Here is a 24,656-nt window from a genome sequence, read left to right as displayed (position 1 = left end):
TTCGATCCCGATCATGTGAGGTGGGTCACGCCGGCGTGCTGGGGAGACGGACCGTGACGACGAGCCCGCCGGTGGGGCGCGGGGCGAGGTCGAGGGTGCCGTCGTGTGCACGGACGATGCTGTGCACGATGGCCAGGCCGAGCCCGACGCCGACGTGCTCGTCGGTCCGTGCGTCGCGTGCGCGTTCCGTACCGCGCTGGAAGGGTTCGGTGAGGGTCGGTACGAGTTCCGGAGGGATCGGATGACCCGTGTTCTCGACCCGCAGCACGCAGGCGTCGCCCTCCGCTTCGGTGTGGACCGTCACGGTCCCGCGGGTCCCGCCGGTCTCGTCGGCGGGGAGGTTGTGGACGATGGCGTTCTGGACGAGGTTCGTCATCATCCGCAGCAGGAGCTCCGAGGAGCCGCTGGTCCGGGTCGCCCCGCCGGTGACGTCGAGCGTGATCCCGCGCCGTTCGGCGAGGGGGAGCAGGGTTTCGGCGGCTTCCTCGGCGACGAGGGAGAGGTCGACGCTCTCGCGGGCGAAGGTCCGCCGGTCGCTGCGGCTCAGCAGCAGGAGGGCCTCGGTGAGGTCGATCGCCCGCGTGTTGACGGCCTGGAGGCGTTCGAGGAGTTCGTCCCGGTCCCGCGTCGGGTCCTTGCGGGCGACGTCGAGCAGGGTCCGCGAGATCGCCAGCGGTGTGCGCAGCTCGTGGGAGGCGTTCGCGGCGAACCGCTGTTGCTCGGCGACGTGCGACTCCAGCTGTTCGAGCATCGAGTCGAAGGCGTCGGAGAGTTCACGGAACTCGTCCTTGCGGCCCTCCATGTGGATCCGATGGGACAGCGACCCGCTCCCGGCCCTCCGCGCCGCGGCCGTGATCCGGGTGAGCGGCGCGAGCATACGGCCGGCGAGGAACCACCCCCCGACCAGGCCGAACACGAGCAGGAAGAGCATCGAGAGCGCCGCGGCGGGGGCGAAAGTACGCACGAGGAGGTAGCGGTTGGGTGATTTGCCGAGGAGGCCCTGCGGGTTGTCGGGTACATAGCGCAGGATGAACAGCCACACCACGGCCAGGAGCAGGGCGCCGGCGACGGCGAGGAACCCGGCGTAGCTGAGGGTGAGCTTCAGCCGTGCGCTGAGCCCGGGGCGCCTAGGCATCGGCGCTGCCGGACCCGGACCCGGACCCGGACCCGGACCCGGAGCCCGGGCCAGGACCGGGACCGGGGCCGGGACGGGAGTCGGCGTCGATGCGGTAACCGACCCCCGGCACCGTGGCGATGATCCACGGCTCGCCGAGCCGCTTGCGCAGCGCCGAGACGGTGATGCGTACGGCGTTGGTGAGAGGGTCGGCGTTCTCGTCCCAGGCCCGTTCGAGGAGCTCCTCGGCGCTGACGACCCCGCCCTCGGCGGCGACGAGCACTTCGAGGACGGCGAACTGTTTACGGGTGAGCGCGACGTAACGCCCGTCGCGGAATACCTCCCGGCGGAACGGGTCGACCCGCAGCCCCGCGATCTCGCGGACCGGGGGCCGGGCGTACGCGCGTCGGCGGTCGAGCGCCCTCAGCCGCAGGACCAGCTCCCGCAGGTCGAACGGCTTGGTGAGGTAGTCGTCGGCACCGAGCTCGAACCCGGAGGCCTTGTCGTCGATCCGGTCGGCTGCGGTGAGCATGAGGATCGGGATCCCGCTGCCGGAGGCGACGATGCGCCGGGCGACCTCGTCGCCGGAGGGGCCGGGGATGTCGCGGTCGAGGACCGCGATGTCGTAGGAGTTGACGCTGAGCAGCTCCAGGGCGGTGTCGCCGTCGCCCGCGATGTCGGCGGCGATCGCCTCCAGGCGCAGACCGTCACGGACGGCTTCGGCCAGGTAGGGCTCGTCCTCCACGATCAGTACGCGCATGACCGAAGCCTAGACACATCACCGGGCATGCCACTCAGCCCGCCGCCGCGGGCACCGGGCGGCGAGGCCGGTCCACCGGCGCCTCCGCCCGCGTGCGCCACCAGCGGCGCGACGCGAGCCCGGCCAGTACGGCGCCGGTGGCGTTGACCAGGACGTCGTCCACGGAGGACACCCGGTCGAGGTCGAGCACGTACTGCGCGGTCTCGACCAGGACCGAGCAGCCCGCCCCGAGCGCCAGGATCCGCGGTACGGACGCCGGCGCGGCGAACCTCATCGGGGCGAAGAACCCCAGCGCCGCGAAGACCAGCAGGTTGCCGACGATCCCGAGCGACCCCATCGTGACCAGGTCCCGCAGCGGCACCAGGCTCACCCGGGCGGGTACGACGCCCGCCCCGCCGCCCGGCATCAGGGTCATCCACACGAACGGCACCGTCCCGTGCACCATGCCCACCTCGGCCAGCGACCTCCGCCACGCCGACGTGCCGTCGACGCCGGCGGCCTTTCGAAGGCGCGCCAGAGCCCACACCACCAGCAGGGACAACGGCACCGCGGCCAGGGTCATGAGGACCACACCGTTGAACGTGTCGTAGCAACCGTGCCACCGCCCGGCCCTGCACGCCGGAGCGGCCATCATGAGCGGCCCCCGCACGACGAACAGGGCACTCGCGAGCCCGAGGACCGCCAGGCCGGCGATCACGATCCTGAGCGTGCGGCGGGGCGGCGCGGACGGGGAGGCGTCATGGTCCATGCCCCCATGAGAAACGGACCGTGGTTGCGACGGCGTATGCGGTTTTCGATATGCCCGCGATACACGCGACGACGGCGATACACGCGACGCCCGCGACGCCGGCTCGTCAGTCCCACTCGTCGCAGTACTCGATGTGGATCTCCCGTGCATCGCCGAGCGTGCCGTCGTTGGAGTGGAACTCGGTGCAGAAGTGCGGATAGCTCGGATGGACGGGGACGTACCCGGGACCGTGGCGGGCGACGTCGAGGAAGTGGCGGGCCGTGTCCTTGAACACTTTCGCGCTGCCGGTCATGAACAGGGTCTCGGCGTGGACGTGCTGGTGGAAGAGGTCGCGGTTCTCCCGGTGGTGCCGGGCCGCGGGGTCGATCGCGGGTTCGGTGGCGCGGCCCGGGTCCGGCAGCTTCACCGTCTGCGGACGCCCCTGGTCGAGGCGTCCGCGTACTTCCTTCCAGCGCGATGGCGCGAACTGGAGCGAGTGGTGCAGGAGGACCAGGTCGAGCTGCCTGGTGCCGGCGTCCGGCAGCTCGCGCGAGGGCGGGCGGTTGCCTCGCATGTGCAGATGGACCAGCGCGCCCGGTGAGGAGGCCGCGAGGGTCCACAGCCCGGCGATGCGCTGCGCGGCATCCTGATCGACGTAAGCGTCCAGGTGGCGGTCGTGGTCGAGGAGAATCGCGTGGGTCAGCGGCCGGGCCGGTCGGATGACCTTGAACGCCTGAGAACCCAGCCGTGCGTGGTGGAGGGTGATCGGTAGCTTCATCGCGCCTCATGATCACACGGCCGTTCTGTGGGGGCGTAGTGGTTATGAGCGCGGTCCCTTCGGCAGGTAGTACGGGCGGTTGTGGGTGGCCACCGGGGGTGACTGGTAGGTCCAGGCGCCGGTGGCCGGGGTGGTGGTGGGGAGGAGCGCGTGGAGGTCGTCGCCCAGGGTGGCGGCCGGGGTGTGGAGCCTGAGGTGCGTGCGGGTGGAGCGGTCCGGGGACGTCAGGTCGTACCAGCGGTACGGCTGGGAGAGGTTCATGGGGCCGGCGAGCAGGCGGCCCTCGGGGTCGGTGCCGTAGCCGGTGACCGGGGCGGAGTTGGCGGCGACCGAGGAGAGGCCCTCCAGGTCGGCCTTGATGTCGAGCAGCGGGCTCAGGCCCTTCTCCAGCGCGTCGCCCGGACCGATCGCGGCCGCGTTGCACCGCACCGTCCACGTGTCGCCCGCCGGACCGTTCAGGGACGGCATGCTCACCTCGAACCAGCCCGGGTGCTTGGGCTCGGCGTAGAGCTCGCGACCCGCGCGGATCGCGAACGGGTTGTCGCACACGACGTGCAGGCGGGCGATTCCGAGCAGTTTGGTCTGGTCCCAGCCCTGCGCGTACTGGGCGTAGGTCAGCCGCGGCAGCCGGTGGCCCTCGGCCGTCGGGAAGGCGATGACGTTGACCTCGATCTCCTGGGTCACACCGCCACCGAAGGCGTACTGCGCGAAGTACAGCTGGTAGTTGAGCGACACCAGCGCCCGGCCGTCCTCGAACGTGGCCGCGGTCAGGTCCGGGTGCTGCTTGGCGAGCAGCTCGCGGACCGGTTCCGGTTCGACCAGCCAGTCGATGCCGAGCTGGTGCAACGCTCCGTAGTGGAAGGGGAGTTGGAACGGATCCGGGACGGGAGGCAGGGGGAGGTGGGGCGTCACTGCCGGGCTCCTTCGGTCGGTGAGAGGGACATCGGGCGGTCGCGGGTCGCCAGCTCCCGCTCGATCCGCTCGGCGCTGCGCAGCGCAAGCGCCGCCAACGTCAGCGTCGGGTTCGAGGTGGCCACCGACGGCATGCTGCCGCAGCCGACCGCGTACAGGCCGGGGTGCTCCCAGCAGCGCTGCCAGGAGTCCACCACCGAGGTGGCGGGGGAGTCGCCCATGATGTGCGTACCCGCGGCGTGGCCGGCCCCGCGGTAGCCGTACGTACGGCCGCCGTGCTCGAAGCGGCCGGGCCAGGCCGCCACCGGCGCGTACTCCGTGTGGTCCTCGGCGCCGAGGAGAGCGAAGATCTGGTCGGAGACCGCCCGCGCCGCCGCCATGCCCTCCTTCACATGCTCGTCGAGGTCGTACGTGACGAGAGGACGCGGCAGGCCCAGCGGATCGCGCTCGTACGGGTGGAGAGTGACCCGGTTCGCGGGATCGGCGGCCTGCTCCATCTCGAACTGGAGCGTGAACTGGCGGCGGAGTCTGTCCCCTACCGCCCGTCTCAACTCAGCGCCGAACATGCCCTGTTCGGTGAGGAAGTGCTGGACGTCCGTGTCGACCGGGCCCTTCGCCCACACCCAGCCCCACGCCCCGAACTCCACGCGGAACGGCGCCCGCAGACGCCGCGCGGGGCCGGCGCGGAAGCCCTCGAAGCCCGAGACCGAACCGGGGCCCCGGTACGGTCCGGTGTCCTCGGGCAGCAGGCCCCAGGTCAGCAGGACCGGATGGTCCATCAGATTGCGGCCGACCTGGCCACTGCCCTCGGCCAGTTCGGAGAGGAGCAACAGCCGGGCGTTCTCCACGGCGTGCGCGGCGAGCACGACGACATCGGCGTACGCGACGGACACCTCCCCGTCGTACACGCGGTACTCCACCCCCGTCGCGTGCCCCCGCCCGTCCACGAGGACCCGGCTCACCACGGACCGGTCCCGCAGCGTGACGGTCGGGCTCCAGTGGCCCTGGGTCTTGAGCGGGGTGTACTTCGCGTACGAGGGGCAGTGCGGGATGCAGCTCGCGTTGCCCACGCACCGGCTGCCCGGATCCGGCCGCCCGTCCCGCCCCCGCGGCACATAGCCGCGGCCGCCGTCGTACCGGGGATCCGGGACGCCGTTGCGCGCGTGCGGGGTGCCGACCACCCGCAGCTCGACCTCCCGCAGCGCGACCGGATCCTTGACGCGCCGCCCGTCGAGGCGGCCGGCCAGGAGGCGGTCCAGACGCGCGGCCGGCAAGGGGCGCATGGGGAAGACGTAGTCGTCGGGGAAGGGCAGACCGAGCTGTTCGCGCTGCTCGTCGGCGTCGGCGGCCACCCCCAACTCCTCCTCGGCCGCCCGGTAGTGGCGTTCCAGCTCCTCGTACGAGAGCGGCCACCGCCGCCCGTACCCGAAGGCCTCCGTGTCGAAGTCCTCCGGGAGCATGCGCGGCGCGAGGCCCGTCCAGACGTTGCCCGTACCGCCGTTGGCGCGCACGTATCCGCTGGCGTAGGGGAGCGGGCCATCCTGCAGCAGGTGGCCGGATGCCCGGAAGCCGGGTGCGTCGTCCGTGCCGACGAGGTCCGTCATCTGTGGGGAGGGAGCGGCCGGATTCGGCCGTGCCGGGGGTGCGTCGCCCGAGGTGCCCGCCTCCAGTACCAGGACCCGGCGGCCGTGCCCACCGAGCCGGTGCGCGACGAGCGAGCCCGCGACCCCGGCGCCGACGACGATCACGTCGTACCGGCTCGAGCTCACCGGACGCTCCCCTCGACGGCGTCGCCCGCGTCGGCCCAACTCCCGTACCCGCCCGGATCGGTGCCCGGGGCATGGAGGCCGGCCGCCTTCCACACCAGGCCCTCGGCCTGGGCGCGCGGGGAGACCACGATCGGTGGCGAGCCCGGCCAACTGCCCGTGTACCAGAGGTACGTCACCGCCCGGGCCGCCTCCCGCAGGTCACTGTCCAGGGCGTCGTCGTCCGGGTCCCGCAGCAGGCGCTGGTACCGTTCCGCGTCGAGCTGCCCCGCCGCCACCGACCGGTACACCTCGGCCAACGCGGTGGCCTCCAGGGCCACTTCGTCGAAGCCGGTCAGCCGTACCGACAGGGCGGTGAAGCGCTGTGTCTCGTCTCTGTTGGGCACGTGATCATCGGTGCCCCGCCGCCCGCCGGCCCATGCGGTGCGCCCCCGCAACGGCTCGATTGCGCCGCCGGGCACTCCCTCGTACGAATGGCGGCGTGCGGCCTGCCGTTCGACGGGCGTTCACATGACAAGCAGACGGCGTCCGCCCCGCGCTTCAGCGGCGGCGGCGGAAGCGCCGGCGCCAGCTGATGCCGCCCGGCAGCCGCACGGACGCGCTGTGCCCGCCTCCGCTGTGCCGGGTGACGTGCGCACGGCGCGGGCCGAAGCTCAGCGACCATCCGTGCGTGCCGATGTTCAGGCGGAGCAGCTTCGGGATGATCGTGATCTGCTTGTGGTAATAGATCGACATGTCGGCCTCCTGGACACCATGCTGCGTCAAGGTCGCGGCGGGGCCGTCACGGCCACGCCACGGTCCTGTCACCGCTCAGCGACCGGCCGTGGGGTGCTGGCAGTCCGGCAGCGACGGCCGGTCCCTGGTGCGCACGGCCGGGAGCCAGGCCGCCGGGGGCAGGGAGCCGGACGGGAGACGGACGCGGTACCAGTCGGTGGACCGCACGTCCTCCTCGTCGATGATGAGCTCGCCGCCGGTGAACCGGCAGTCGGCGACCAGGGCGTCGCCGTGCCACACCCTGGTCTCCACCACGTTGTCCGCTGTGTACGGCCGCGCCGGGTCGATCGCCAGGCCCAGGCTGCACAGCCGGTCCCGGTCGGCCCGCTCCCGGCAGCCGCGCTCCGCGTTGAACACCCGTACCGTGCCGGCCGTCGCGCCCGCACGGCCCGCAGGCGCGGACGAGCCCACCCGTACCGCGTCCGAAGTCAGGGTCGCGCCGGCGATCCCGCACAGCGCGGTGGCGAGGACTGCGGCGCGGGCCCGGTGCCGTAGCCGACCCGTGCCCGTGCCCATGCCCGTGCCCGAACCCGCGCCCGACCCCGGCCGCCCGGGCGGAACCTGCTCGGCGGTGATGCGGGCGAGCAGGCTCTCCGCGGTGTGCGGGGCGCGGGCCTCGTGGTTCGGGGCGAGGCAGTCGGCGGCGAGGGCGCGCCAGAACGGCGGCACCTCGTGGTCCATGCGCAGCGGGGCGCGCCCCTGGCCGTACGCCTGGACCGAGGCGCCCCGCGCCATGGGCGTGGCGCCGGGGAACGGTGAGCCGCCCGACGCGAACACCTCGTGGATGACGATGCCCAGGGCCCAGATGTCGGCGGTCGGCCTGACCCGTACCCCGAGTTCGCCGAGGGGCGCACGCCAGCGCTCGGGCGGGAGGTAGTCCAGGGTGCCCATGGGCGGCGCGTACCCGTGGGTACCCGTCAGTTCGGTGGCGAGGCCGAAGTCGGAGAGCTTCACGGAGCCGTCCGCGGCAAGGAGGACGTTCTCCGGCTTGAGATCGGCGTGGACCCAGCCCGAGCGGTGCAGATGGGAGAGCCCCTCGCAGATCCCCGCGATCAGCCGGCCGCGCTCGGCCTCGGGCACCCCCGCGTCCAGGAGCTCCCGCAGACTGCCGGCGGCCCGCTCCATGACCAGCACGATCGCGCCTTCCAGGGAGGGGTGGTCCGGCGCGGCGAGCGTGAACGACTCCAGGAGGCCGATCAGTCGGGGATGCCCGGCCCTGCGCCCGAGCTCGACCTCGCGGCGGGCGGACTCCACGATCCTGCGCGTCTGCAGCGGCGCGAGCCCGGCGGTCGGCATGATCTTGAGCGCGACGTCGGCGGGACCGCCGGAGGACCTGTCCGCCGCGATGTCGGTGGGCCTGCCGGAAGAGGCGCCCGCGACGTCCGTGGGACCGCCGGAAGAGCCGCCCGCGACGTCCGTGGCACCCCCGGCGGACCCGCCCGCCGGCCGTGCCGCGTAGACCGTGGACCAGCCTCCGGCGCCGATGAGTTCGGTCACCACCCAGTCACCCACCTGGAAGCCCGCAGGGAGCTGATCCGCGCGGTCGCAGTCCGTCTCCGTGGGGTCTCCCGGGCCGTGCGGGGGTGTCATCGTGCGGCCTGCCGCTCCCGCCCGCCGGCCGCCGTCAGGGGCGGCAGCAGCGCGAGGTGCTCCTCCCGTACGAGTCCGAAGCGCAGCGCGAGCCCGACGATCTCCTCCCGCTTGCCGTTGCGGCGGTCGCCCTTGCCGGGTTCGTGATCGTCCTGGCCGCCGATGCGCAGCTTCTCCTCGGCGAGGTAGTCGATGTGCGAGCTGACCGCCCGCGCGGTCAGCGTGCCGCCGGTGGCGTGCCCCTTGAGCCGCTCGACGATCTGGGGCGTCGTGGGGACCGCCACCCGGGACTGGTCGCGCAGGCGCCGTTCGCAGAGCGCGACGAGGACGAGGAAGTAGGTGGCCGTCTCGTCCAGGGAGTACGCGGTGACCGTGCTGTTGCCCCAGGGGAGCCCCATGGCCTCGGGGTCGAGGTAGATGTGGTCGGGGGCGAACACCTGGAAGGAGACCGTGACGTCACCGCGGGTGGGCAGCACCACGCGGGAGAACTCGAAGGGGATCGGCGCCCCGACCCGGCGCGGCGGAACCCGCAGGTATTCGCCCGCTCCCTCTGGGTTCTCCACCAGATAGCTGTGGGTCGTGCTGAGGTTCGTCAGTTGCCAGTGGTCGTCGGTCACGCGGATCTCCCCGGCGAGCCGCGAGATCGCCGGGTCGGCGAGGCACAGCTCGACGGGGACCCTCGGGGAGCCCCGCCCGAAGCGGGCGACCTCGCCGGGGCCGAGCCGTAACGTCACCGCTGCACCGCGCGGTTCGGCGCCGTCGGCGCCACCGCTTCCCTGCGGCAGATGGACGACTACGCCACTCACCGCTCCCCCGTTCCCCCGCGTCGCTTGTGGGACGAGCGGAACGATACTCATCTCTCAGGGGAGTTCACCCGGCGCACTTCGGCCACATCGCCGAATCCAGATCCGCCCCGGCGGGCGGCCCTGCGGCGCGGATCAGGGCGGTCCGGCCCGTGAACTTCCGCCGAGGCGTGGGGAGACGGGCCGCCGCCACGGGCAGTCGACGCGCGGGTGCCTCCTTCCGGGCCGCGCTAGCGCGTTCCCGCCGGCTCCGTTCACTTGGCGTGATCCGCACGCTCCTCAGAGCGCGGGGCTGCCCGACACGAGCGGCGCGACCGTGCGTTCGCCGAAGGCCGCCCAGGGCCGCCAGCCGCCGCTCGGCCGCTCCTGGACGCGGGCCCGTACCCCGCCCGCGGCGGTGACGGCGAAGACGTGCTGGCGCCCGGTCGAGTCGAGCGCGGACGTCGGCGTCGCCGCGAGCCGGAGGCCGGGCTCGCCGAACTCCCCGCCGGGAGCCCAGTCCCCGCCCGGGGCGACCTGCCAGCGGTGGCTGAGTCGCGCGCCGCCCGGCGACAGTGAGAACGCCTCAAGGCGGCCGTCGGCGTTGGTGGCGAACGCCGGGGCGGCGGCGCTCCAGCCGAACAGCGGCAGCCACTCGGCCCAGCCGCCGCTCGCCACGGACTGCCGCCGGGCGAAGGTGCCCACGCCCGACGGCCCGATCGCGGCGACCGTGAGCCGGCCGCTGCCGTCCCTGCCGACCCGGGGCGCGGCGCCCGCGGCGGTGCCGTACGGGTGCCATGCCGGGGTCCAGGGGCCGCCGGTGGTCTCCTGCCAACGGTGGCGGACGCCCGTGCCGCCGGGGGAGAGGACGAACACCTCCAGCCTGCCGTCGGCGTTCGCCGCGACGACCGGGGGCGCGCCCGCCGCCCCGCCGAAGCCGACCTCCCACCCGTCCCAGACCAGGGCACCCGCCGACCGCTGCCGCCGCCGCGCGACGGAGCCGCCGCCGGGGCTCAGCGCGAAGACCTCCAGGCGGCCGTCGGCGTCGCGGGCGACGGCCGGTGCGGCGCCGGCCGGGCCGCCGAACTCCTCCCACGCGTACCAGCCGCCGTCCGCCCGCTGCACCCGGTGGTGCAGCTTGGCCCCGCCCGGGGCGAGCGAGAAGACTTCCAGCCTGCCGTCGGTGGTCCGGCCGAGTGTGGGCACCGCACCGGCAGGCCCTCCGAACGGCTCCCACTCCGACCAGCTGTCGGTGTGGGGGTCGGTCTGGACGCGCCGCAGCATCGAGCGGTCGGCGGCGTCGAGCGCGAAGACGGTGAGGCGGCCGAGCGCGTCGAGGCCGGCCACCGGGTTGTCGGCGCTCTGCCACGGCGGCGGCGAGTCACGCCAGTGCAGGGGCGCCAAGTACAGCCCGTGCCGGAACCACCCCGCGGCGCTGGCGTGCCACGTGTCCCCGTCGCGGACCACCTCGACGGCGTGACCCGCCACATGGCCCGCGTATCCGGCGAGTTCGAAGTGGAAGGGGTCGCGCGACGCCAGTACGTCGGTCCCTTCGTAGCCGCCCCTCGGGCCGATGAACAGGTAGTACCAGCCGTCCCGTTCGACGACGCACGGCGACTCGGTGACCGAGACGGTCGCGTCCGTGCTCGCGTCGGTGAACGCGACGCCCGGCTCGCTCCAGTTCACCAGGTCGGCGGAGCGCCGGTACGCCACGACGTGGTGGCCGCCCGGGCCCGAGAGTTCGGTGTAGTACATGACCCACTCGCCGCCGACCCGCAGCACCATCGGGTCGCGTGCCGCGAGCCCCCGGAAGAGCGGGCCCGACGGCTCGCGGGTCCAGGTGAACAGGTCGGTCGACGTGGCGAGGTTGATCGCGGCTCCGGTCGCGCCGCCCGCGGCGTAGAACATCCAGTACCTGCCGCCGGCCTCGACGACGTGCGGTGCCCACAGGTGTTCCTCGCCGTAGTAGGACGGGTCGAGGGTGAGCGCGTCGGCGTGGGTGGTCCACGGCCCGGTCGGGGTCGGCGCGGAGGCGTGCGCGAAGGTGATCTCCTCGGCGCTGTCCGGGGATTCACCGCGCGGGGCGCTGTCCCCGACGATGCCGAACAGGTGCCAGCGGCCCTGGGCCTTCACCAAGGTGTGATCGTTGAGATAGCGCGGGCCGGAGGTGGTGGACGGGTCGTAGACGTACGTGAAGGGTCCCGCGCCCACCCAGTGCGGGGGCGGGACGTCCGCGGAGGACGCGGCGAAGGCCGACGCGGCGACGGCCGGGGCGGCGGTCGCGCCCAGGATCGGGAGCGCGCCCGCTCCGGCCGCACCGCGCAACAGGCTCCGTCTGCTGATCGGAAGCATGGGTCCTCCGGACGTACCGCGCGGCCGGCCGTGTCGCAGGGGGCACGGCCGGCCACGCGGGTGGGGTGTGAGGGGCGGGTCAGTCGAGGGCGGGGCCGGCGGTGTCGTTGACCCAGCCCCACTCCGACCAGCTGCTGAAGCCGGTCTGCCAGGTGTGGAAGGTGCCGCCAGGGTTCGTGCCGAAGACTTCGATACGGCCGTCGGCGTTGGAGGCGGCGGTGACCTCCGTACCGCCCGTGCCGAACGTGGCCCACTGGCTGAAGGGGGCGTTGAGGCCGGTCTGCCAGATGTGCATGGCGGCGGTGCCGTTCATGGCGAAGACCTCGACGCGCCCGTCAGGGGTGCGTTCGCTGGTGAGCTGCGCGTCGGCGGGGCCGCCGGTGCCTTCCCAACCGGACCAACTGGTGGGACTGGTCTGGTACTTGTGGAACACGCCGAGCGGGCCGGAGGCGAATACCTCCAGGCGGCCGTCGGCGTTGTGGTCGACGGTCAGGTCGTGGCCCCCCTGTTCGCCGAAGGTGCCCCAGTCGGACCAGCCGCCGTTGGGTGCGGTCTGGTACTTGTGCTCGAAGGTGCTGCCGTTGAGGGCGAAGACCTCCAGGCGGCCGTCGGGCGCCTTCCCCATCTCCACGCGGCTGTCGGCGGGGCCGCCACCCGTCGGCTCCCATTCCGACCAGCCGCCGTTCGGGGCGAGTTGGTACCGGTGGAAGAGCCCGATCGGGCCGGACGCGTAGACCTCGATACGGCCGTCGGCGTTGACCCCGGCCGCGGTGTCCCGGCCGCCGATGCCGAAGGTCTCCCAGTTCGACCAGCCACCCGACGGGTTCAGCTGCCAGCGGTGCTGGAAGGTGTTGCCGTTGAGGGCGAGCAGCTCCAGCCGCCCGTCGGCGTTGGGTGCGATGGCGAGTTGGGCGTTGGCGGGGCCGCCGAGGGCCTCCCAGGGCGACCAGTTGCCGTTGACCTGCTGCTGCCAGGCGTGGTGGATGCCGTCTGCTCCGGCGGCGAACACCTCGAGTCGCCCGTCCGCGGAGCGCGCCGACACGACCCGGCCCGACTCCGCCGGATACACCAGCGGCTTGGGCTGCGGACCGGTGCCCGGGGTGCAGGGCAGCACCACACCGCGCTCCGCGAGGTAGACCTCGGGGTCGAGGTGGTACGAGGTGGCCGGGTCGCCCCAGATCCGCAGATGCAGGTGGGGGCCGGTGGAGTTCCCCTCGGACCCCATCAGGGCGATCTGCTGACCGGCCGTGACGCGGTCGCCTTCGAAGACGTCCCGCCGGGACATGTGACCGTACTCGGAGATCCGCCCGTCGGGATGCTGGATCCGGATCCACTGGCCGTAGTCGCCGACGTACCCGGAGATGGTCACCTCACCGTCGCCGATGGCGTAGATCGGCGTGCCGACGGAGTTGGCGATGTCCACGCCGTTGTGGTTGCCGTGGTAGTGCTGGGTCACGGTGCCGGAGGTCGGACATGCCGCCCCGGCGACGGCGGCGCGGGCCGGAGCGGCGGCCGCGGCGGCTGCGGCAGGAGCCGGGCTCGTCGGCAACAGCAGGGCGGCCGTCGCCGCGAGAACACAGGTCAGTGCGCGTAGGGAGAGTCCACGGAACACGGGACGCTCCTCCCCTCAACGGTCTCGGGGTGAGTGGGGGCCGGGACGGGGCACGAGGTGGGGGCGGTCACGCCTTGCGCAGCCGGGCGATGACGCCGTCGATGTCGCGCGCCAGCATGTCGTGGCGGACGAAGTGGCCGCCGGGCAGCTCGTGCCACTCGTGGTCGATGCCCGCGTTGCCGAGGGCGGCACGGAACTCCCGCTGTCCCCAGAGGACTTGGGTCTCGTTGGCCGTGTCGAACCACGAGATCGGGTCCGGGCTGGTGCCGGCGACCAGGAAGACGCGCTTGTTGCGGTAGCTCTCGATCCGCTGCATCGGGTTGTCGGCGTTCACCCGGGCCTCGTCCCAGAACGGCGCGCCGTAGACCGTACCGCCGGCGAGGTCCAGGGCGCCGGAGGTGGCGTTGGCCCAGTGGACCACGAGGCCGTTGTCCCGGCGGAGGCTGGCCGGGCCGGAGTGGGAGCTGACCGAGGCGAAGTGCCCCCAGTACTTGGCGGCGTACTTCAGCGCGCCGAAGCCGCCCATCGAGAAGCCGGACACGGCACGCCCGTCGTACTCCGCGAAGGTGCGGAAGTTCGCGTCGATCCAGGGGATCAGCTGATCGATGTGGAACGTCTCCCAGTTCCGCGGGCCGGTGTTGGAGTTCACGGGGTTGGAGTACCAGCCGGCGCGGCCGCCGTCGGGCATGACGACGATGAGCGGCTTGCCCGCGGTCCAGTCGCGGATGCGCTCGCGGTCGAAGGTGATGAAGTCCTGGCCGTCGCCGCCCCCGTGGAAGAGGTAGAGCACGGGGTACCTGCGCCCGCCGCTCCAGTGGTAGTCGTCCGGGAGGAGCACGTTGACGGCGGGGTTCCAGCCGATCGCGTTCGTCTGGAAGCGGTAGTACCACATGCGGGGGTCGGCCTCGCCGCGCTCCACGATGCGCAGGCCGAAGCCGTCACCGACGGCGGCGGCGGGGGACGCGCCGGCGAGGACGCCTCCGGCGCCGAGGGCCAGAGCGGCCGAAAGGCCTCCGGCGGACTTCAGGATGCTCCTGCGGGTGGGCTGCTGCGCGCTCAACGTGTCCTCCTGGTCGGGAGTGGTGGCGAGGTGTCCGGCGCGGCGGGTAGCGGCCGTGCGAACGGGCGTCTGGAAGGTAGCAACGCAACGGGCCCGGGGGACTCCGGAAGGTTACGGAGGGACAGGCGGCGGGCACGTCGGCTATCCCTGGCGTGTCCGCGTTCGTGTTCGTGTTCGCGTTCGGACCAAGGCCCGTACCCCAGGGAAGGACGGCTCGATGGCACGGAGGAGATTCAGGGCGCGGCTGCCGATGGCGGTGCTGGCCGCGGTGGCGGTGATGAGCACGATGGCGGCCACCGGATCGACGGCCGCCGTGACGGACAAGCCGTCGGCCGCCACCGAGCCGGCGCCGGACAAGCCGACGATCCGCTACACCGAGTACGGAATCCCGCACATCGTCGCCTCCGACTGGGAGGGTCTCGGAACGGGGTACGGGTACGCGGCGGCCAAGGACAACATCTGCACCCTCGCCGACACCTATCTGATGGTCAACGCCCAGAGGTCCCGCTATCTGGGGCCGGACGGCAGGGCGAGCCCCGGGCAGAACCAGAACACCACCACCAACCTCAACAGCGACCTGTACTTCCAGCGGATCAAGGACAACGGGGTGGTGGAGCGGCTGCTCGGCAAGCCCGCGCCCGACGGTCCCGCGCCGGAGGTCGAGGAGGCCATTCGCGGCTACGTCCAGGGATACAACCGATACCTGGCCGAGACGGGCGTGGACAACCTCTCCGACCCGGCCTGCCGCGGTGCGGCCTGGGTGCGGCCGATCACCGAGCTGGACGTCTACCGGCACGCCCATGCCGAGATCATCATGGGCAGCGCCGACGCGCTGCTGGACGGACTGGTCAACGCCGCGCCCCCGGGCGCCTCGGCGGCGGCCGCCTCCGCGAAGCCGGCGTCGTCACCCGCCACGACCGCCGCGAAGATCCGCGACGCGATGGCCGCGAGCCGCGAACAGAGCATGGGCAGCAACGCGTTGGCGGTCGGTTCGCAAGGCGTGTCCGGCGGCACCAGCATGCTCCTCGCCAACCCGCACTTTCCGTGGCAGGGCAAGAACCGCATGTGGCAGAGCCAGTTGACGATCCCGGGCAAGGTCAACGTCTCCGGGGCCAGCCTGCTGGGCCTCCCCGCGATCAACATCGGCTACAACGACAACGTCGCCTGGAGCCACACGGTCGCCACCGTCGCCCCGTTCGGCCTCTTCGACGTACAGGTGGATCCGCTGAACCCCACCAAGTACCTGGTGGACGGTGCCTGGGAGCAGATGACCTCGCAGCAGGTCGCGGTCGACGTACGGAACGCGGACGGCACCCTCTCCAAGGTCACCAGGACCTTGTGGTCCACCCGCTACGGCCCGATCACCACCTCCCTACAGGGCTTTCCCCTGCCCTGGGTGGTCAGCGCGCACGCGGTGCGCGACGTGAACATGGACAACCTGCGCGCGCTGAACACCTGGTTCCGCCTCGACCAGGCGAAGGACGTCCACGAGGTCGTCGACACGCTGGAGAGCACACAGGGCGTGCCGTTCTTCAACACCGTCGCCTCCGACCGCAAGGGCAACGTCCTGTACGCGGACATCCAGGCCACCCCGAACATCACCGACGCGCACGCCCAGTCGTGTCTCACCGAGACCGGCAAGCTGTTGTTCAACCAGACGCTACGGCTGCCGACCGTTCCGCCGGTCTCCATCTTCGACGGCAAGCGCAGCGCCTGCGACTGGCCCGACGACCCGAACGCGGTCGCGCCGGGCCTGCTGGACCCGAAGAAGCAGCCGCGCCTGATCCGTACCGACTTCGTGGGCAACGCCAACGACAGTCCCTGGCTGGCCAACCCCGAGCAGCCGCTGACCTTCCCCAGGGTGATGGGCGACAGCGCGGCGCCCCGCTCGCTGCGCACCCAGGAGCTCATCCTGACCGCGCAGAAGCGGATCAACGGCACCGACGGGCTGCCGGGCAAGGGCTTCACCCCGGAGACCATGGGGCAGTTGCTGTTCGCCGACAACAGCCGGGCGGCCGATCTGGCCCTCAACGCCACGGTGTCGATGTGCCAGAACGTCCCCTTCGGGCTCGTCCTGGTGGACGGCAACCTGGTCAACGTGAGCCAGGCGTGCCCGATCCTGGCCGCCTGGAAGAGCCATGACTACGCGTCGGACAGCCGAGGCTCCTGGCTGTTCGCCACGTACTGGTCCTTCCTGCTCGGCGGACAGGGGATCGAGAAGCTGCCGTGGCGGGTGCCATTCGACCCCAAGGACCCGGTGCACACGCCGAATTCGCTGGATTCCGGGAGCTCGGCCGTCCGTGACGCGCTCGCCCGGGCCGTACTCGCGCTGCGCAAGGCGGGCATTCCGTTGAACGCACCGCTGTCGGACATCCAGAAGGTCACCCGCGGTGGCGAGCAGATCCCGATCCACGGCGCGAGCGGCCCGCTGGGCGTGCTGAACGTGATCACTCCCGGTCTGGTCGACGGAAAGTTCGACATCGTCCACGGGTCGAGCTTCATCCAGCAGGTCCGCTTCACCGCCGACGGCCCGCCGCAGGCGCTGTCCGTCATGGCCTACTCCCAGTCGGCCGACCCGAACTCACCGCACCACACCGACCAGACGAAGCTGTTCTCGGCCGGGAAGTGGGTGACCGAGCGCTTCACCGAGGAACAGATCGCGGCTTCACCGGAGCTGCGGATCAAGGTCTTGAACTGAGATGTCTCGAACTGAGATAGGGGGAACGCTGTGACAGGACGAGCGAACTGGTGGCGACTGGGGGCGGCGTGGATGCTCGCCGCCGCGGCCATGGTCGCCCCGGCGGGTTCGGTACAAGCCGCCGACGGCGGCACCGTACCGCCGCCGATGGCGAACGGCTTCGGCCTGACCCAGGTCGACACGGCGAAAGGCGGCTCCACCGACTTCTACCTCACGGTGACCACGCCCGAGGTCGCCGGCGAGCAGCACATCAAGATCATCCTGCCGAAGGGCTACTACGACGACCCGGGCCGGCGCTACCCGGTGATGTACTTCCTGCACGGCTCGCCCGACGACCCCGTCCGGCAGAACTACCCGGCGCTCTCCATGTCGGACTCCATGATCACCGTCATTCCGGACGGCGGCACCCGCGGCTGGTACGCGAACTGGCTCAACCAGAAGACCCTGGCCGGGGCCCAGAACTGGGAGAACTTCCACCTCAAGCAGGTGATCCCGTTCATCGACGCGAACCTGCGCACCATCCCCACCAAGAAGGCGCGGGCCGTCACAGGCATCTCCATGGGCGGCTTCGGCGCCTTCCGCTACGCCCAGGCCCGCCCCGACCTCTTCAGCCAGACCGCGTCCCTGTCCGGCGACATCGACATGTCGGTCAGGTCCATGGACCTGCGGCTCGCCGTCGTCGCCTCGCTCATCGACGCGCAGGGCGCGATCTGCGGCTCGGCGTCGGGAGTCTGCGACCCCAACGACTCCCCGTACAAGCCCGCCGTGGACAGCGACGCCGCGTTCGGCTCGCCGTACCCGGTGTTCAACGCCGACTGGCGGTGGAACGAGGTCGACCCGTCGCAGCACATGGACAGGCTCAAGGCCGCCGGAGTCGGCGTCTCGATCTACGTGGGCAACGGCGGCGGCTCGCCCGCGGACATCGAGTTCTGGCTCGAAGGAGCCGCGAAGCACGTCAAGAACGCGATGGACGCGCTGGGGATGTCGTACTACTACGTCAACTACGGCGACGGCTCCGGCTGGGGCACCCAGTGCAACGGCGGCCACAACGGCGGCTGTTGGGAGGAGTCGCTGAGGGACCTGATCCCCAGGCTGGAGAGGTCCTTCGCCTCCTGACGTAGACCCGGCCGCCGTCGATGCCGGCCCGAGCCCGGCGGCACCGGCCCGTACCCGACGACCAGCGCACGCCGTCGTCGGGTACGGGCCGGGCCGTTTGTCACCCGGCCGGTCGTCACACCTTGCACCGGTGCTGCTCGGCCTGGAGCGCGAGCTCGGCGCGCTCACGGCGGGCCGCGTCCGCCTCGTCGCGCACCTTGTCGAGGCGCTCCTCCAACTGGGCGACACGGTCGCGGCTGCGCTCCAACTCGGCACGGACGAACTCGACATCGGCCACCTGCTGCCCCGTCTCCTTGCGGATCCTCTCCGTCTCGGCCTCGAACCGCCGCGTGGCCGCGTCCAGTTCGCCGACGGCCATCTCCGCGGCCTCCTCCGCGAGCGCGGTGCGCTCGGTCAAGGTCTCGATACGAGCCTCGGCGGCGGCCGAGTCGGTGATGATGGCCAACTCCTCGATGTAGCCCGGCAGATCGGTGGCGAGCTGGTTGATGAGCGCCACGAGGTCGTCACGGCCCCCGGACATCTGGGCGGGGAGCTGCGGCGTGCCGGCCGCCGCCTTGGCCGCCTTCTTGGCCTCCGCCGCCTGGCGCTTCTCCTCCTTGCGCTGCTGCCGCTTGGCGCGGAAGGACCGGAACGCCCCCAGCGCGTTGTGGTCCGGGTGGGCGCAGTAGCGGGGCGCCGGGTTCTCGGGCGTCGGCGCCTCGGGGTGGTTCGTGCACTCGGGGTACGCGCAGCGGGGAAGCGTCTCGACCGTCATGGTTCCGCCTTCTCGTGAGATTCCGGGTTCGTCGGGACCGAACCGGCATGACGATCACGCTAGGCGCAGGACGGGCCGTGTGGGCGCTGCAGGTGGGGTGCGTCAGGAATCCGTAAGATCATCGGCGGCCGAAACGCGCCCGGGCCCGCCCGCGCACGCGGAGGTGGCGGGTCGGGCCGGGACGGGAGCCTCGCGGCTGATGGATCTAGCCCATCTCATCCATCTGACCCTCTAGTTCGTACAGTTCATCTAGTTCATCTAGTTCATCGCGGGGCCCGAGTCGTTCAGCCAGCGCCATTCCGACCAGGTGGTGAAGCCGCTCTGCCAGCGGTGGTAGACGCCGGCTTGGCTGGTGCCGAACACCTCGATGCGGCCGTCGGCGTTGTTGCTCGCGCCGACCGTCGTGCCGCCTCCGCCGAACGTCTCCCACTCCGCGTACGCCGCGTTGGGGCCTGTCTGCCAGGCGTGGCTCGCGGTGGTGGCGTTGATCGCGAACACCTCGACCCGGCCGTCCACCGACCGCGACGTGGCCAGCTCGGCGTTGGCGGGCCCGCCGCCGGTTCCGGTCCATTCCGACCACGAGGTCGGGCCGGTCTGCCAGCGGTGGAACACGCCACTGGCGTTGGACGCGAACACCTCGAGCCTGCCGTCCTGGTTGTGGCTGACGGCTACCGCCTTTCCGCCGTCGCCGAAGTCCTCCCAGGCGGACCAACCGCCGTTGACGCCGGTCTGGTACAGGTGCTTGAACGTCGAGTCCGAGAGCGCGAACACTTCAAGTCGGCCGTCCGGGGCGTTCTCCATGGCGAGGCGCGCGTTGGCCGGCCCGCCGCCGGTGCCGTCCCACGGGGCCCAACTGCCACTGGGCGCGGTCTGCCAGCGGTGGAACACACCGTCGGCGTTGGAGGCGAACACCTCGATCCGGCCGTCGGCGTTGGTGCCCGCCGCCACTCGGTACCCTCCGCCGCCGAAGTTCGCCCAGCTGGACCACCCCGCGCTGGGCCCGGTCTGCCACATGTGGTCGAACGTACTGTCCGACAGCGCGAACAGCTCCAGCCGGCCGTCCGCGTTGGACGCCACCGCGAGCTGCGCGTTGCGCGGACCGCCCTCGAACCGCCACGGAGACCAGTTGCCGTTCACCTCGGTCTGCCAGGCGTGGTACACGCCGTCGGCCCCGGCGGCGAACGCCTCCAGGCGCCCGTCCGCGGACCGCCCGGAGACCACCCGGCCCGAGCCGTACGGGTGCTTGGGCCCGCCGCCCGTACCGGCCCACAGCGCGTTGGCGATGAGCGCCGCGTCGCCGGCCTCGATCCCGTACAGGTGGCGCAGGTCCTCGCGGGGCCGCTGGACGTTCCAGGCGACGTAGCCGATCTCGTTGTCGTTCCACGAGCCGCCCGGGAACTGCTGCTCCATCGCGTCGAGGAAGGCGTTGGTGGCGTACGTCGGGTTCAGTCGCTGCTCGCGGCTGCCCCACCAGTCCTGCTGCTGGAACAGGCCGAGGCTGGTGTGGTCGACGGCCGCGGAGTAGTTGTTCATGCTGGCTTCGACGATGATCGTGGCGATGGAGATCGTCGCGGCCTTCGGGTTGAGCCCGCGGTCCTTCACCGCCTGCGTGACCATCCGGGCGCAGGACATCTTGTACGCGTCGAGATAGCCGGCCATCTTCGTGTTGAGCTGCGGGTTGAGCTGGTCGGCCATGATGCCGTCGGTGGCCGAAGGCCCGGCGGGATCACACGGAACGGTGGGAATGGCCTTCCCCTCGGCCACCCCCTCCGGGCCCAGGAAGTACCGGGACACGCCGTAGTGGTCGTCGCCGGGCCCGGGCCGTGCAACGCCGGCCGAGGCGGTCATGCCGATGACGAGAGCCCAGAGCCCGGTGATGACGGCGAGTCTGGAGAGCATGCGGGATAAGCCGGTTCTTGCCATGGTGTGCCTCTCTGTCGTGAGGTGAGGTTCGGTGGGAGCGAGAGCCTCATCGGCCGAGGCCGACTCCGTAGTCGAAGGCGTGCACGATGGCGGCGACCTCGTCGTCCCGCAGCCCACACCCGACCGCGGCGAGCACCTCCGGCTCCAGCCGCCCGAGCAGGGCGACGGTCTGGCGGTCGGTGCTGGCGGTCGTCGGCATCACTGCTCCCGGGCTCCCTACTGGTCGGTCTGGCGGGCGCCGTCGACAAAGTAAGGGGGGTGGCCGCAGGGAAGGCATCCGGAACGATCCGGAGTGACACGCGCGACGAGGGAGACCCGGTTCAGCCTTCGAGGCGCTGCGTGAGGTGGAGCAGGTCCGCTAGGTGCAGGACCTGTCCGTCGAACCCGGGGAGGGGGACGTGGAGCGGGTGGGTCCAGTGGGCGGGGATCGCGTCGAGGCCGTAGTACGCGCCCGCGAGGGCTCCGGTCACGGCGGCGACCGTGTCCGTGTCCCCGCCGAGGTCGACCGCCGCGCGCAGCGCGTCCTCGAAGGCCGTGGTCGTACGAAGGGACCAGACCGCGGAGCCCAGGCAGGGCCAGACGGCGCCGTTGAACTCGGTCGCCCGATCGGGGTGCCAGTCGGGGGCGAGGACGGTCGCGTACCGCTCGCGGTGGTCGGGATGGACGAGCGTCAGGATGTCCGGGAGCGCGGCGAGCGGGTCGGCGCCTTCGAGCGTGACGCGGACGAGCTCGTGGAAGATCGCGGTGCCCTCCCATGCCGCGCGGTCCCCGTGGGTGAGGGCGGCGATGCGGCGGGCCGCGTCCATCGTCGCTTCCCGGCCGGCGGGCGCGAAGTGGACGGCGGAGGTCGACGCCCGCATCAAGGAGCCGTTGCCGGCGGCCCTTTGATTGACCTGGAAGTGGATCCCGGCGGCGAGGTCCCAGGGCGCGCCGTTGCTCAGGACGTCCTCCGTCTGCAGGCCGATGTCCTTGGGGCCGGCTGCCGCCCACCGCTGGAAGCGCGCGAAGACGTCCGGCAGGTCGAGCCCGCCCCGCTCCAGCAGGGACTCCCCGACCAGGACGGCCATCTGCGTGTCGTCGGTGGCCTCGCCCGGATCCCAGCCCCCACCTCCACACATCTCGCCACCGGCGCCGGGCGCGGGAAACCGCGCGGAGAACGCTCCCGGGGGACCGAACTCGAAGGGCGCGCCCAGGGCGTCGCCCACCGCCGAGCCGACGACCGCGCCAGCAGCCCGCCGTATCTGCTCTATCTGCTTCATCCGCGCAGGTTATCGATGCCTCACGCGCGGCCCCGGGAGTGAGAGGTGGTGGGTGAGGGGACCTGCACTGCCTCACCCACCACCGGTTCGTGGGGTCAGGCGGCCCAGGTGACCGGGAGGCTCTTGACGCCGTAGATGTCCGCGGTCTCCGGGCGCAGGGCGACCTCCTCGGCCGGGACGGCGAGGCGGAGGGTGGGGAAGCGTTTGAAGAGGGCGGCGAACGCGACCCGCATCTCGACCCGGGCCAACTGCTGTCCCAGGCACAGGTGGATGCCGTGGCCGAAGGCCAGGTGGCCGCCCGGCTCCCGCCGGATGTCGAGCGCGTGGGGGTCCGGGAAGCGCTCGGGATCGCGGTTGGCGGTGTTGTACGAGAGCAAGACCGTCGTGCCGGCCTCGATGGTCTGGCCGCCGACCTCGACGTCCTCGAGCGCCGTCCGCATGAACGTCTTGGCGACGCTCAGGTAGCGCAGCAGCTCCTCCACGGCCTTGTCCGTGAGCTCGGGTTCGGCGCGCAGCGCGTCCAGTTGCTCCGGGTTCTGCAGCAGGGCGAAGGCGCCGAGGGACAGCATGTTGGCGGTGGTGTCGAAGCCTGCCGCCAGGAGGATCAGGCTGATCCCCTTCAGCTCCTCGTCGGTCAGGTCGCTGTCGGTGAGTTCGCTGAGCACGTCGTCGGTGGGGTTGGCGCGCTTGGCCACCACCAGCTCCGCGAGGTACTCCTGCGTCGCGGTGTAGGCCGCGATCAGCTCCTCGTCGCTCGTGTCCCCGCTCATGAACGTGTCGATCTGTTCCTGGAACGAGTCCCGGTCCTCGTACGGCACCCCGAGCAGCTCGCAGATGATGATCGTCGGGATGGGCTTGGCGAACGCGGTCACCAGGTCCGCCGAGGGACCGTTCTTCTCCATGGCGTCCAGACACGCGGCGGTGATCTGCTCGACGCGCTCGGTGAGGAGCCGCATGCGCCGTGCGGTGAACTTGCCCACCAGCGGCTTCCGGTAGCGGCTGTGGTCCGGTTCGTCCATGAGGAGGAACTCGCCGGGCGGCGCCGGAGGGAGCTGGAAGTCGACCACGTTCATGAGGTCCTTGCGCGAGCTGAAGCGCGAGTCGGCCAGGACCGACCGGACCAGGTCGTACCCGGTGATCAGATAGCCGGGTTTGCCGCCGGGGTGGGTGTACCGGCTGATGGGGCCGTGTCCATGAGCCTCTGTGAGCTCGGCCGGCGGGTCGAAGGGGCAGCCGGACGGGCGCTCGGCCGGCAGATCCGTGACGTGGTGGAGGGCTTCACTCATGGCCGTTCCTCATCTCGCGACATAGCGTGTTTGACGTATGTCGAAAGCTACGTTGCGTTCATGGTCTCGTCAATCAGCAGAACGGGCTAACCGCAGGTGAGCGGCAGTAAATTGATGCAATGACACGTAGAATGAACGCAATGACGCGTTGCAATCGCTGGGCGGCGAAGGCAATGTGCCGCCTCTCTGCCGCTGTATCGCGAAGGATCGTGAAGTTGTCGCGAAGGCGGGTGCGTGCCGCGCGGATGCGTCGCCTCTCCGACGTACGCCGTCGCGCCTGATCCGCCGACCGGGCCGCGCAACATTCTTGCGGGATTTGCGCTACGCTTGCGTTCATGACGCGACGACTTGCTCAAGTGGCCAAGAAGGTGGGAGTCAGCGAGGCCACGGTCAGCCGTGTGCTCAACGGCAAGCCCGGTGTCTCCGAGGCGACGCGGCAGTCCGTCCTCACGGCGCTCGACGTGCTCGGATACGAGCGGCCCACGCAGTTGCGCGGTGAGCGCGCGCGGCTCGTCGGGCTCGTCCTGCCGGAGTTGCAGAACCCCATCTTCCCGGCGTTCGCCGAGGTGATCGGCGGTGCGCTCGCGCAGCAGGGGCTGACCCCCGTGCTCTGTACGCAGACCAAGGGCGGCGTCTCCGAGGCCGACTACGTGGAACTCCTCCTCCAGCAGCAGGTGTCCGGCGTGGTCTTCGCCGGCGGCCTTTTCGCGCAGGCGGACGCGCCGCACGACCACTACCACCAGCTGGCGGAGCGCAACATCCCGGTGGTCCTCATCAACGCCTCCATCGAGGGGCTCAACTTCCCCTGCGTCTCCTGCGACGACGCCGTCGCCGTGGAGCAGGCGTGGCGCCACCTCGCCTCCCTCGGGCACGAGCGCATCGGACTCGTCCTCGGCCCCAGCGACCACGTCCCCTCGCGGCGCAAGCTCGAAGCGGCCCGCGCGGCGGCCGAGGCGGCGGGTACGAAGCTGCCCGACGAGCATGTCGTCCGCTCGATCTTCTCCCTCGAAGGCGGCCAGGCTGCGGCCACGCGCCTCCTGGACCGGGGCATCACCGGCATCGTCTGCGCCAGCGACCCGCTCGCCCTGGGCGCCATAAGGGCCGCGCGCAGGCGCGGGCTCTCCGTTCCCGGCGACGTATCGGTCGTCGGGTTCGACGACTCCGCCTTCATGAACTGCACGGAGCCGCCGCTCTCCACCGTCCGCCAGCCCATCGAGGCGATGGGGCGCGCGGCCGTCGAGCTGCTCAGCGCCCAGATCCAGGGCACGCAGACGGACCCCAGTGAGCTGCTCTTCGAGCCCGAACTCGTCGTACGGGGCTCGACGGCGCCGCCGCCGCTCGGCTGGGGGGGCCCGCCCGCGGCGCCGCCCGGCCCCGGCCCCCGCGGGCCGCG

General features: G+C 71.7%; 21 protein-coding genes. 3 read left to right on the top strand and 18 right to left on the bottom strand.

The annotated features are described in order from the left end of the window. Nucleotides 1–25: 25 nt before the first annotated feature. The 13 genes from ACFWRO_RS20385 to ACFWRO_RS20325 form a co-directional block, all read right to left on the bottom strand. Nucleotides 26–1,135 carry a sensor histidine kinase gene (locus ACFWRO_RS20385; protein ID WP_384512124.1) on the bottom strand — a complete coding sequence of 370 codons (1,110 nt, stop codon included), beginning with the start codon at nt 1,133–1,135 and terminating at the stop codon, nt 26–28. Beyond that, the gene (locus ACFWRO_RS20380) at nt 1,128–1,874 is read right to left on the bottom strand and encodes a response regulator transcription factor (RefSeq protein WP_384512122.1); all 747 of its coding nucleotides are present in this window, start codon (nt 1,872–1,874) and stop codon (nt 1,128–1,130) included. Before ACFWRO_RS20380 ends, ACFWRO_RS20385 begins: the two co-directional genes overlap by 8 nt. Nucleotides 1,875–1,908: 34 nt before the next feature. Next, complete coding sequence (locus ACFWRO_RS20375) at nt 1,909–2,622, bottom strand: VanZ family protein (protein ID WP_384512120.1); 714 nt, start codon at nt 2,620–2,622, stop codon at nt 1,909–1,911. Between the two features lie 106 nt (nt 2,623–2,728). After that, complete coding sequence (locus ACFWRO_RS20370; RefSeq protein ID WP_384512118.1) at nt 2,729–3,379, bottom strand: hypothetical protein; 651 nt, start codon at nt 3,377–3,379, stop codon at nt 2,729–2,731. Between the two features lie 42 nt (nt 3,380–3,421). Continuing rightward, complete coding sequence (locus tag ACFWRO_RS20365) at nt 3,422–4,291, bottom strand: hypothetical protein (RefSeq protein ID WP_384512116.1); 870 nt, start codon at nt 4,289–4,291, stop codon at nt 3,422–3,424. Continuing rightward, a complete protein-coding gene (locus ACFWRO_RS20360; RefSeq protein WP_384512114.1) occupies nt 4,288–6,060 on the bottom strand; it encodes a GMC family oxidoreductase in 1,773 nt (590 codons plus the stop codon). The genes ACFWRO_RS20365 and ACFWRO_RS20360 overlap by 4 nt, the downstream gene beginning before the upstream one ends. Beyond that, on the bottom strand, nt 6,057–6,443 hold the full coding sequence (locus ACFWRO_RS20355) for a hypothetical protein (RefSeq protein ID WP_384512112.1): 387 nt from the start codon (nt 6,441–6,443) through the stop codon (nt 6,057–6,059). Before ACFWRO_RS20355 ends, ACFWRO_RS20360 begins: the two co-directional genes overlap by 4 nt. A gap of 154 nt (nt 6,444–6,597) precedes the next feature. Then, on the bottom strand, nt 6,598–6,792 hold the full coding sequence (locus ACFWRO_RS20350; RefSeq protein WP_362008498.1) for a DUF4236 domain-containing protein: 195 nt from the start codon (nt 6,790–6,792) through the stop codon (nt 6,598–6,600). Nucleotides 6,793–6,867: 75 nt separating this feature from the next. Then, a complete protein-coding gene (locus ACFWRO_RS20345) occupies nt 6,868–8,421 on the bottom strand; it encodes a serine/threonine-protein kinase (protein WP_384512110.1) in 1,554 nt (517 codons plus the stop codon). Beyond that, complete coding sequence (locus ACFWRO_RS20340; RefSeq protein WP_384512108.1) at nt 8,418–9,227, bottom strand: serine/threonine protein kinase; 810 nt, start codon at nt 9,225–9,227, stop codon at nt 8,418–8,420. The genes ACFWRO_RS20345 and ACFWRO_RS20340 overlap by 4 nt, the downstream gene beginning before the upstream one ends. A 276-nt stretch (nt 9,228–9,503) precedes the next feature. Further along, the gene (locus ACFWRO_RS20335) at nt 9,504–11,555 is read right to left on the bottom strand and encodes a family 43 glycosylhydrolase (protein WP_384512106.1); all 2,052 of its coding nucleotides are present in this window, start codon (nt 11,553–11,555) and stop codon (nt 9,504–9,506) included. 79 nt (nt 11,556–11,634) lie between these two features. Next, nucleotides 11,635–13,167, bottom strand: a complete 1,533-nt coding sequence (locus ACFWRO_RS20330; RefSeq protein WP_384512104.1) for a peptidoglycan DD-metalloendopeptidase family protein — start codon at nt 13,165–13,167, stop codon at nt 11,635–11,637. 67 nt (nt 13,168–13,234) lie between these two features. Then, nucleotides 13,235–14,227 carry an alpha/beta hydrolase gene (locus tag ACFWRO_RS20325; RefSeq protein WP_384512102.1) on the bottom strand — a complete coding sequence of 331 codons (993 nt, stop codon included), beginning with the start codon at nt 14,225–14,227 and terminating at the stop codon, nt 13,235–13,237. Between the two features lie 217 nt (nt 14,228–14,444). On the opposite strand from ACFWRO_RS20325, the gene ACFWRO_RS20320 reads away from it, so the two are divergent. Together ACFWRO_RS20320 and ACFWRO_RS20315 are read left to right on the top strand one after the other, a co-directional pair. Continuing rightward, nucleotides 14,445–16,925: a penicillin acylase family protein gene (locus ACFWRO_RS20320; RefSeq protein ID WP_384512100.1), complete on the top strand. Its 2,481-nt coding sequence runs from the start codon at nt 14,445–14,447 to the stop codon at nt 16,923–16,925. A gap of 72 nt (nt 16,926–16,997) precedes the next feature. Next, entirely contained in the window at nt 16,998–18,041 is a 1,044-nt protein-coding gene (locus ACFWRO_RS20315) for an alpha/beta hydrolase (RefSeq protein WP_384512265.1), read from the top strand. Nucleotides 18,042–18,156: 115 nt separating this feature from the next. Here the strand turns inward: ACFWRO_RS20315 and ACFWRO_RS20310 are convergent, their stop codons facing one another. The 5 genes from ACFWRO_RS20310 to ACFWRO_RS20290 form a co-directional block, all read right to left on the bottom strand. Beyond that, nucleotides 18,157–18,795 carry a hypothetical protein gene (locus tag ACFWRO_RS20310; protein ID WP_384512098.1) on the bottom strand — a complete coding sequence of 213 codons (639 nt, stop codon included), beginning with the start codon at nt 18,793–18,795 and terminating at the stop codon, nt 18,157–18,159. A gap of 258 nt (nt 18,796–19,053) precedes the next feature. Continuing rightward, entirely contained in the window at nt 19,054–20,718 is a 1,665-nt protein-coding gene (locus tag ACFWRO_RS20305) for a peptidase M23 (RefSeq protein WP_384512096.1), read from the bottom strand. A 46-nt stretch (nt 20,719–20,764) separates the two neighbouring features. Continuing rightward, entirely contained in the window at nt 20,765–20,917 is a 153-nt protein-coding gene (locus tag ACFWRO_RS20300) for a hypothetical protein (RefSeq protein WP_384512094.1), read from the bottom strand. Nucleotides 20,918–21,038: 121 nt separating this feature from the next. Further along, entirely contained in the window at nt 21,039–21,977 is a 939-nt protein-coding gene (locus ACFWRO_RS20295; protein ID WP_384512092.1) for an ADP-ribosylglycohydrolase family protein, read from the bottom strand. Between the two features lie 95 nt (nt 21,978–22,072). Continuing rightward, entirely contained in the window at nt 22,073–23,263 is a 1,191-nt protein-coding gene (locus tag ACFWRO_RS20290; RefSeq protein ID WP_384512090.1) for a cytochrome P450, read from the bottom strand. A gap of 335 nt (nt 23,264–23,598) precedes the next feature. Here ACFWRO_RS20290 and ACFWRO_RS20285 point away from each other — a divergent pair. Continuing rightward, a partial coding sequence (locus ACFWRO_RS20285; protein WP_384512088.1) for a LacI family DNA-binding transcriptional regulator occupies nt 23,599–24,656 on the top strand: 1,058 nt, incomplete at its 3' end.

The sequence above is a fragment of the Streptomyces sp. NPDC058579 genome (assembly GCF_042718575.1).
GTDB lineage: Bacteria > Actinomycetota > Actinomycetes > Streptomycetales > Streptomycetaceae > Streptomyces.
This window is presented reverse-complemented; position numbering and strand designations above follow the sequence as displayed.

Bases quoted from the DNA above. Each gene is read 5' to 3' on its own strand.
- ACFWRO_RS20385 (WP_384512124.1), bottom strand. From the start codon at position 1,135: ATGCCTAGGCGCCCCGGGCTCAGCGCACGGCTGAAGCTCACCCTCAGC.
- ACFWRO_RS20380 (WP_384512122.1), bottom strand. From the start codon at position 1,874: ATGCGCGTACTGATCGTGGAGGACGAGCCCTACCTGGCCGAAGCCGTC.
- ACFWRO_RS20375 (WP_384512120.1), bottom strand. From the start codon at position 2,622: ATGGACCATGACGCCTCCCCGTCCGCGCCGCCCCGCCGCACGCTCAGG.
- ACFWRO_RS20370 (WP_384512118.1), bottom strand. From the start codon at position 3,379: ATGAAGCTACCGATCACCCTCCACCACGCACGGCTGGGTTCTCAGGCG.
- ACFWRO_RS20350 (WP_362008498.1), bottom strand. From the start codon at position 6,792: ATGTCGATCTATTACCACAAGCAGATCACGATCATCCCGAAGCTGCTC.
- ACFWRO_RS20345 (WP_384512110.1), bottom strand. From the start codon at position 8,421: ATGACACCCCCGCACGGCCCGGGAGACCCCACGGAGACGGACTGCGAC.
- ACFWRO_RS20335 (WP_384512106.1), bottom strand. From the start codon at position 11,555: ATGCTTCCGATCAGCAGACGGAGCCTGTTGCGCGGTGCGGCCGGAGCG.
- ACFWRO_RS20320 (WP_384512100.1), top strand. From the start codon at position 14,445: ATGGCACGGAGGAGATTCAGGGCGCGGCTGCCGATGGCGGTGCTGGCC.
- ACFWRO_RS20315 (WP_384512265.1), top strand. From the start codon at position 16,998: ATGCTCGCCGCCGCGGCCATGGTCGCCCCGGCGGGTTCGGTACAAGCC.
- ACFWRO_RS20310 (WP_384512098.1), bottom strand. From the start codon at position 18,795: ATGACGGTCGAGACGCTTCCCCGCTGCGCGTACCCCGAGTGCACGAAC.
- ACFWRO_RS20305 (WP_384512096.1), bottom strand. From the start codon at position 20,718: ATGGCAAGAACCGGCTTATCCCGCATGCTCTCCAGACTCGCCGTCATC.
- ACFWRO_RS20300 (WP_384512094.1), bottom strand. From the start codon at position 20,917: ATGCCGACGACCGCCAGCACCGACCGCCAGACCGTCGCCCTGCTCGGG.
- ACFWRO_RS20295 (WP_384512092.1), bottom strand. From the start codon at position 21,977: ATGAAGCAGATAGAGCAGATACGGCGGGCTGCTGGCGCGGTCGTCGGC.
- ACFWRO_RS20290 (WP_384512090.1), bottom strand. From the start codon at position 23,263: ATGAGTGAAGCCCTCCACCACGTCACGGATCTGCCGGCCGAGCGCCCG.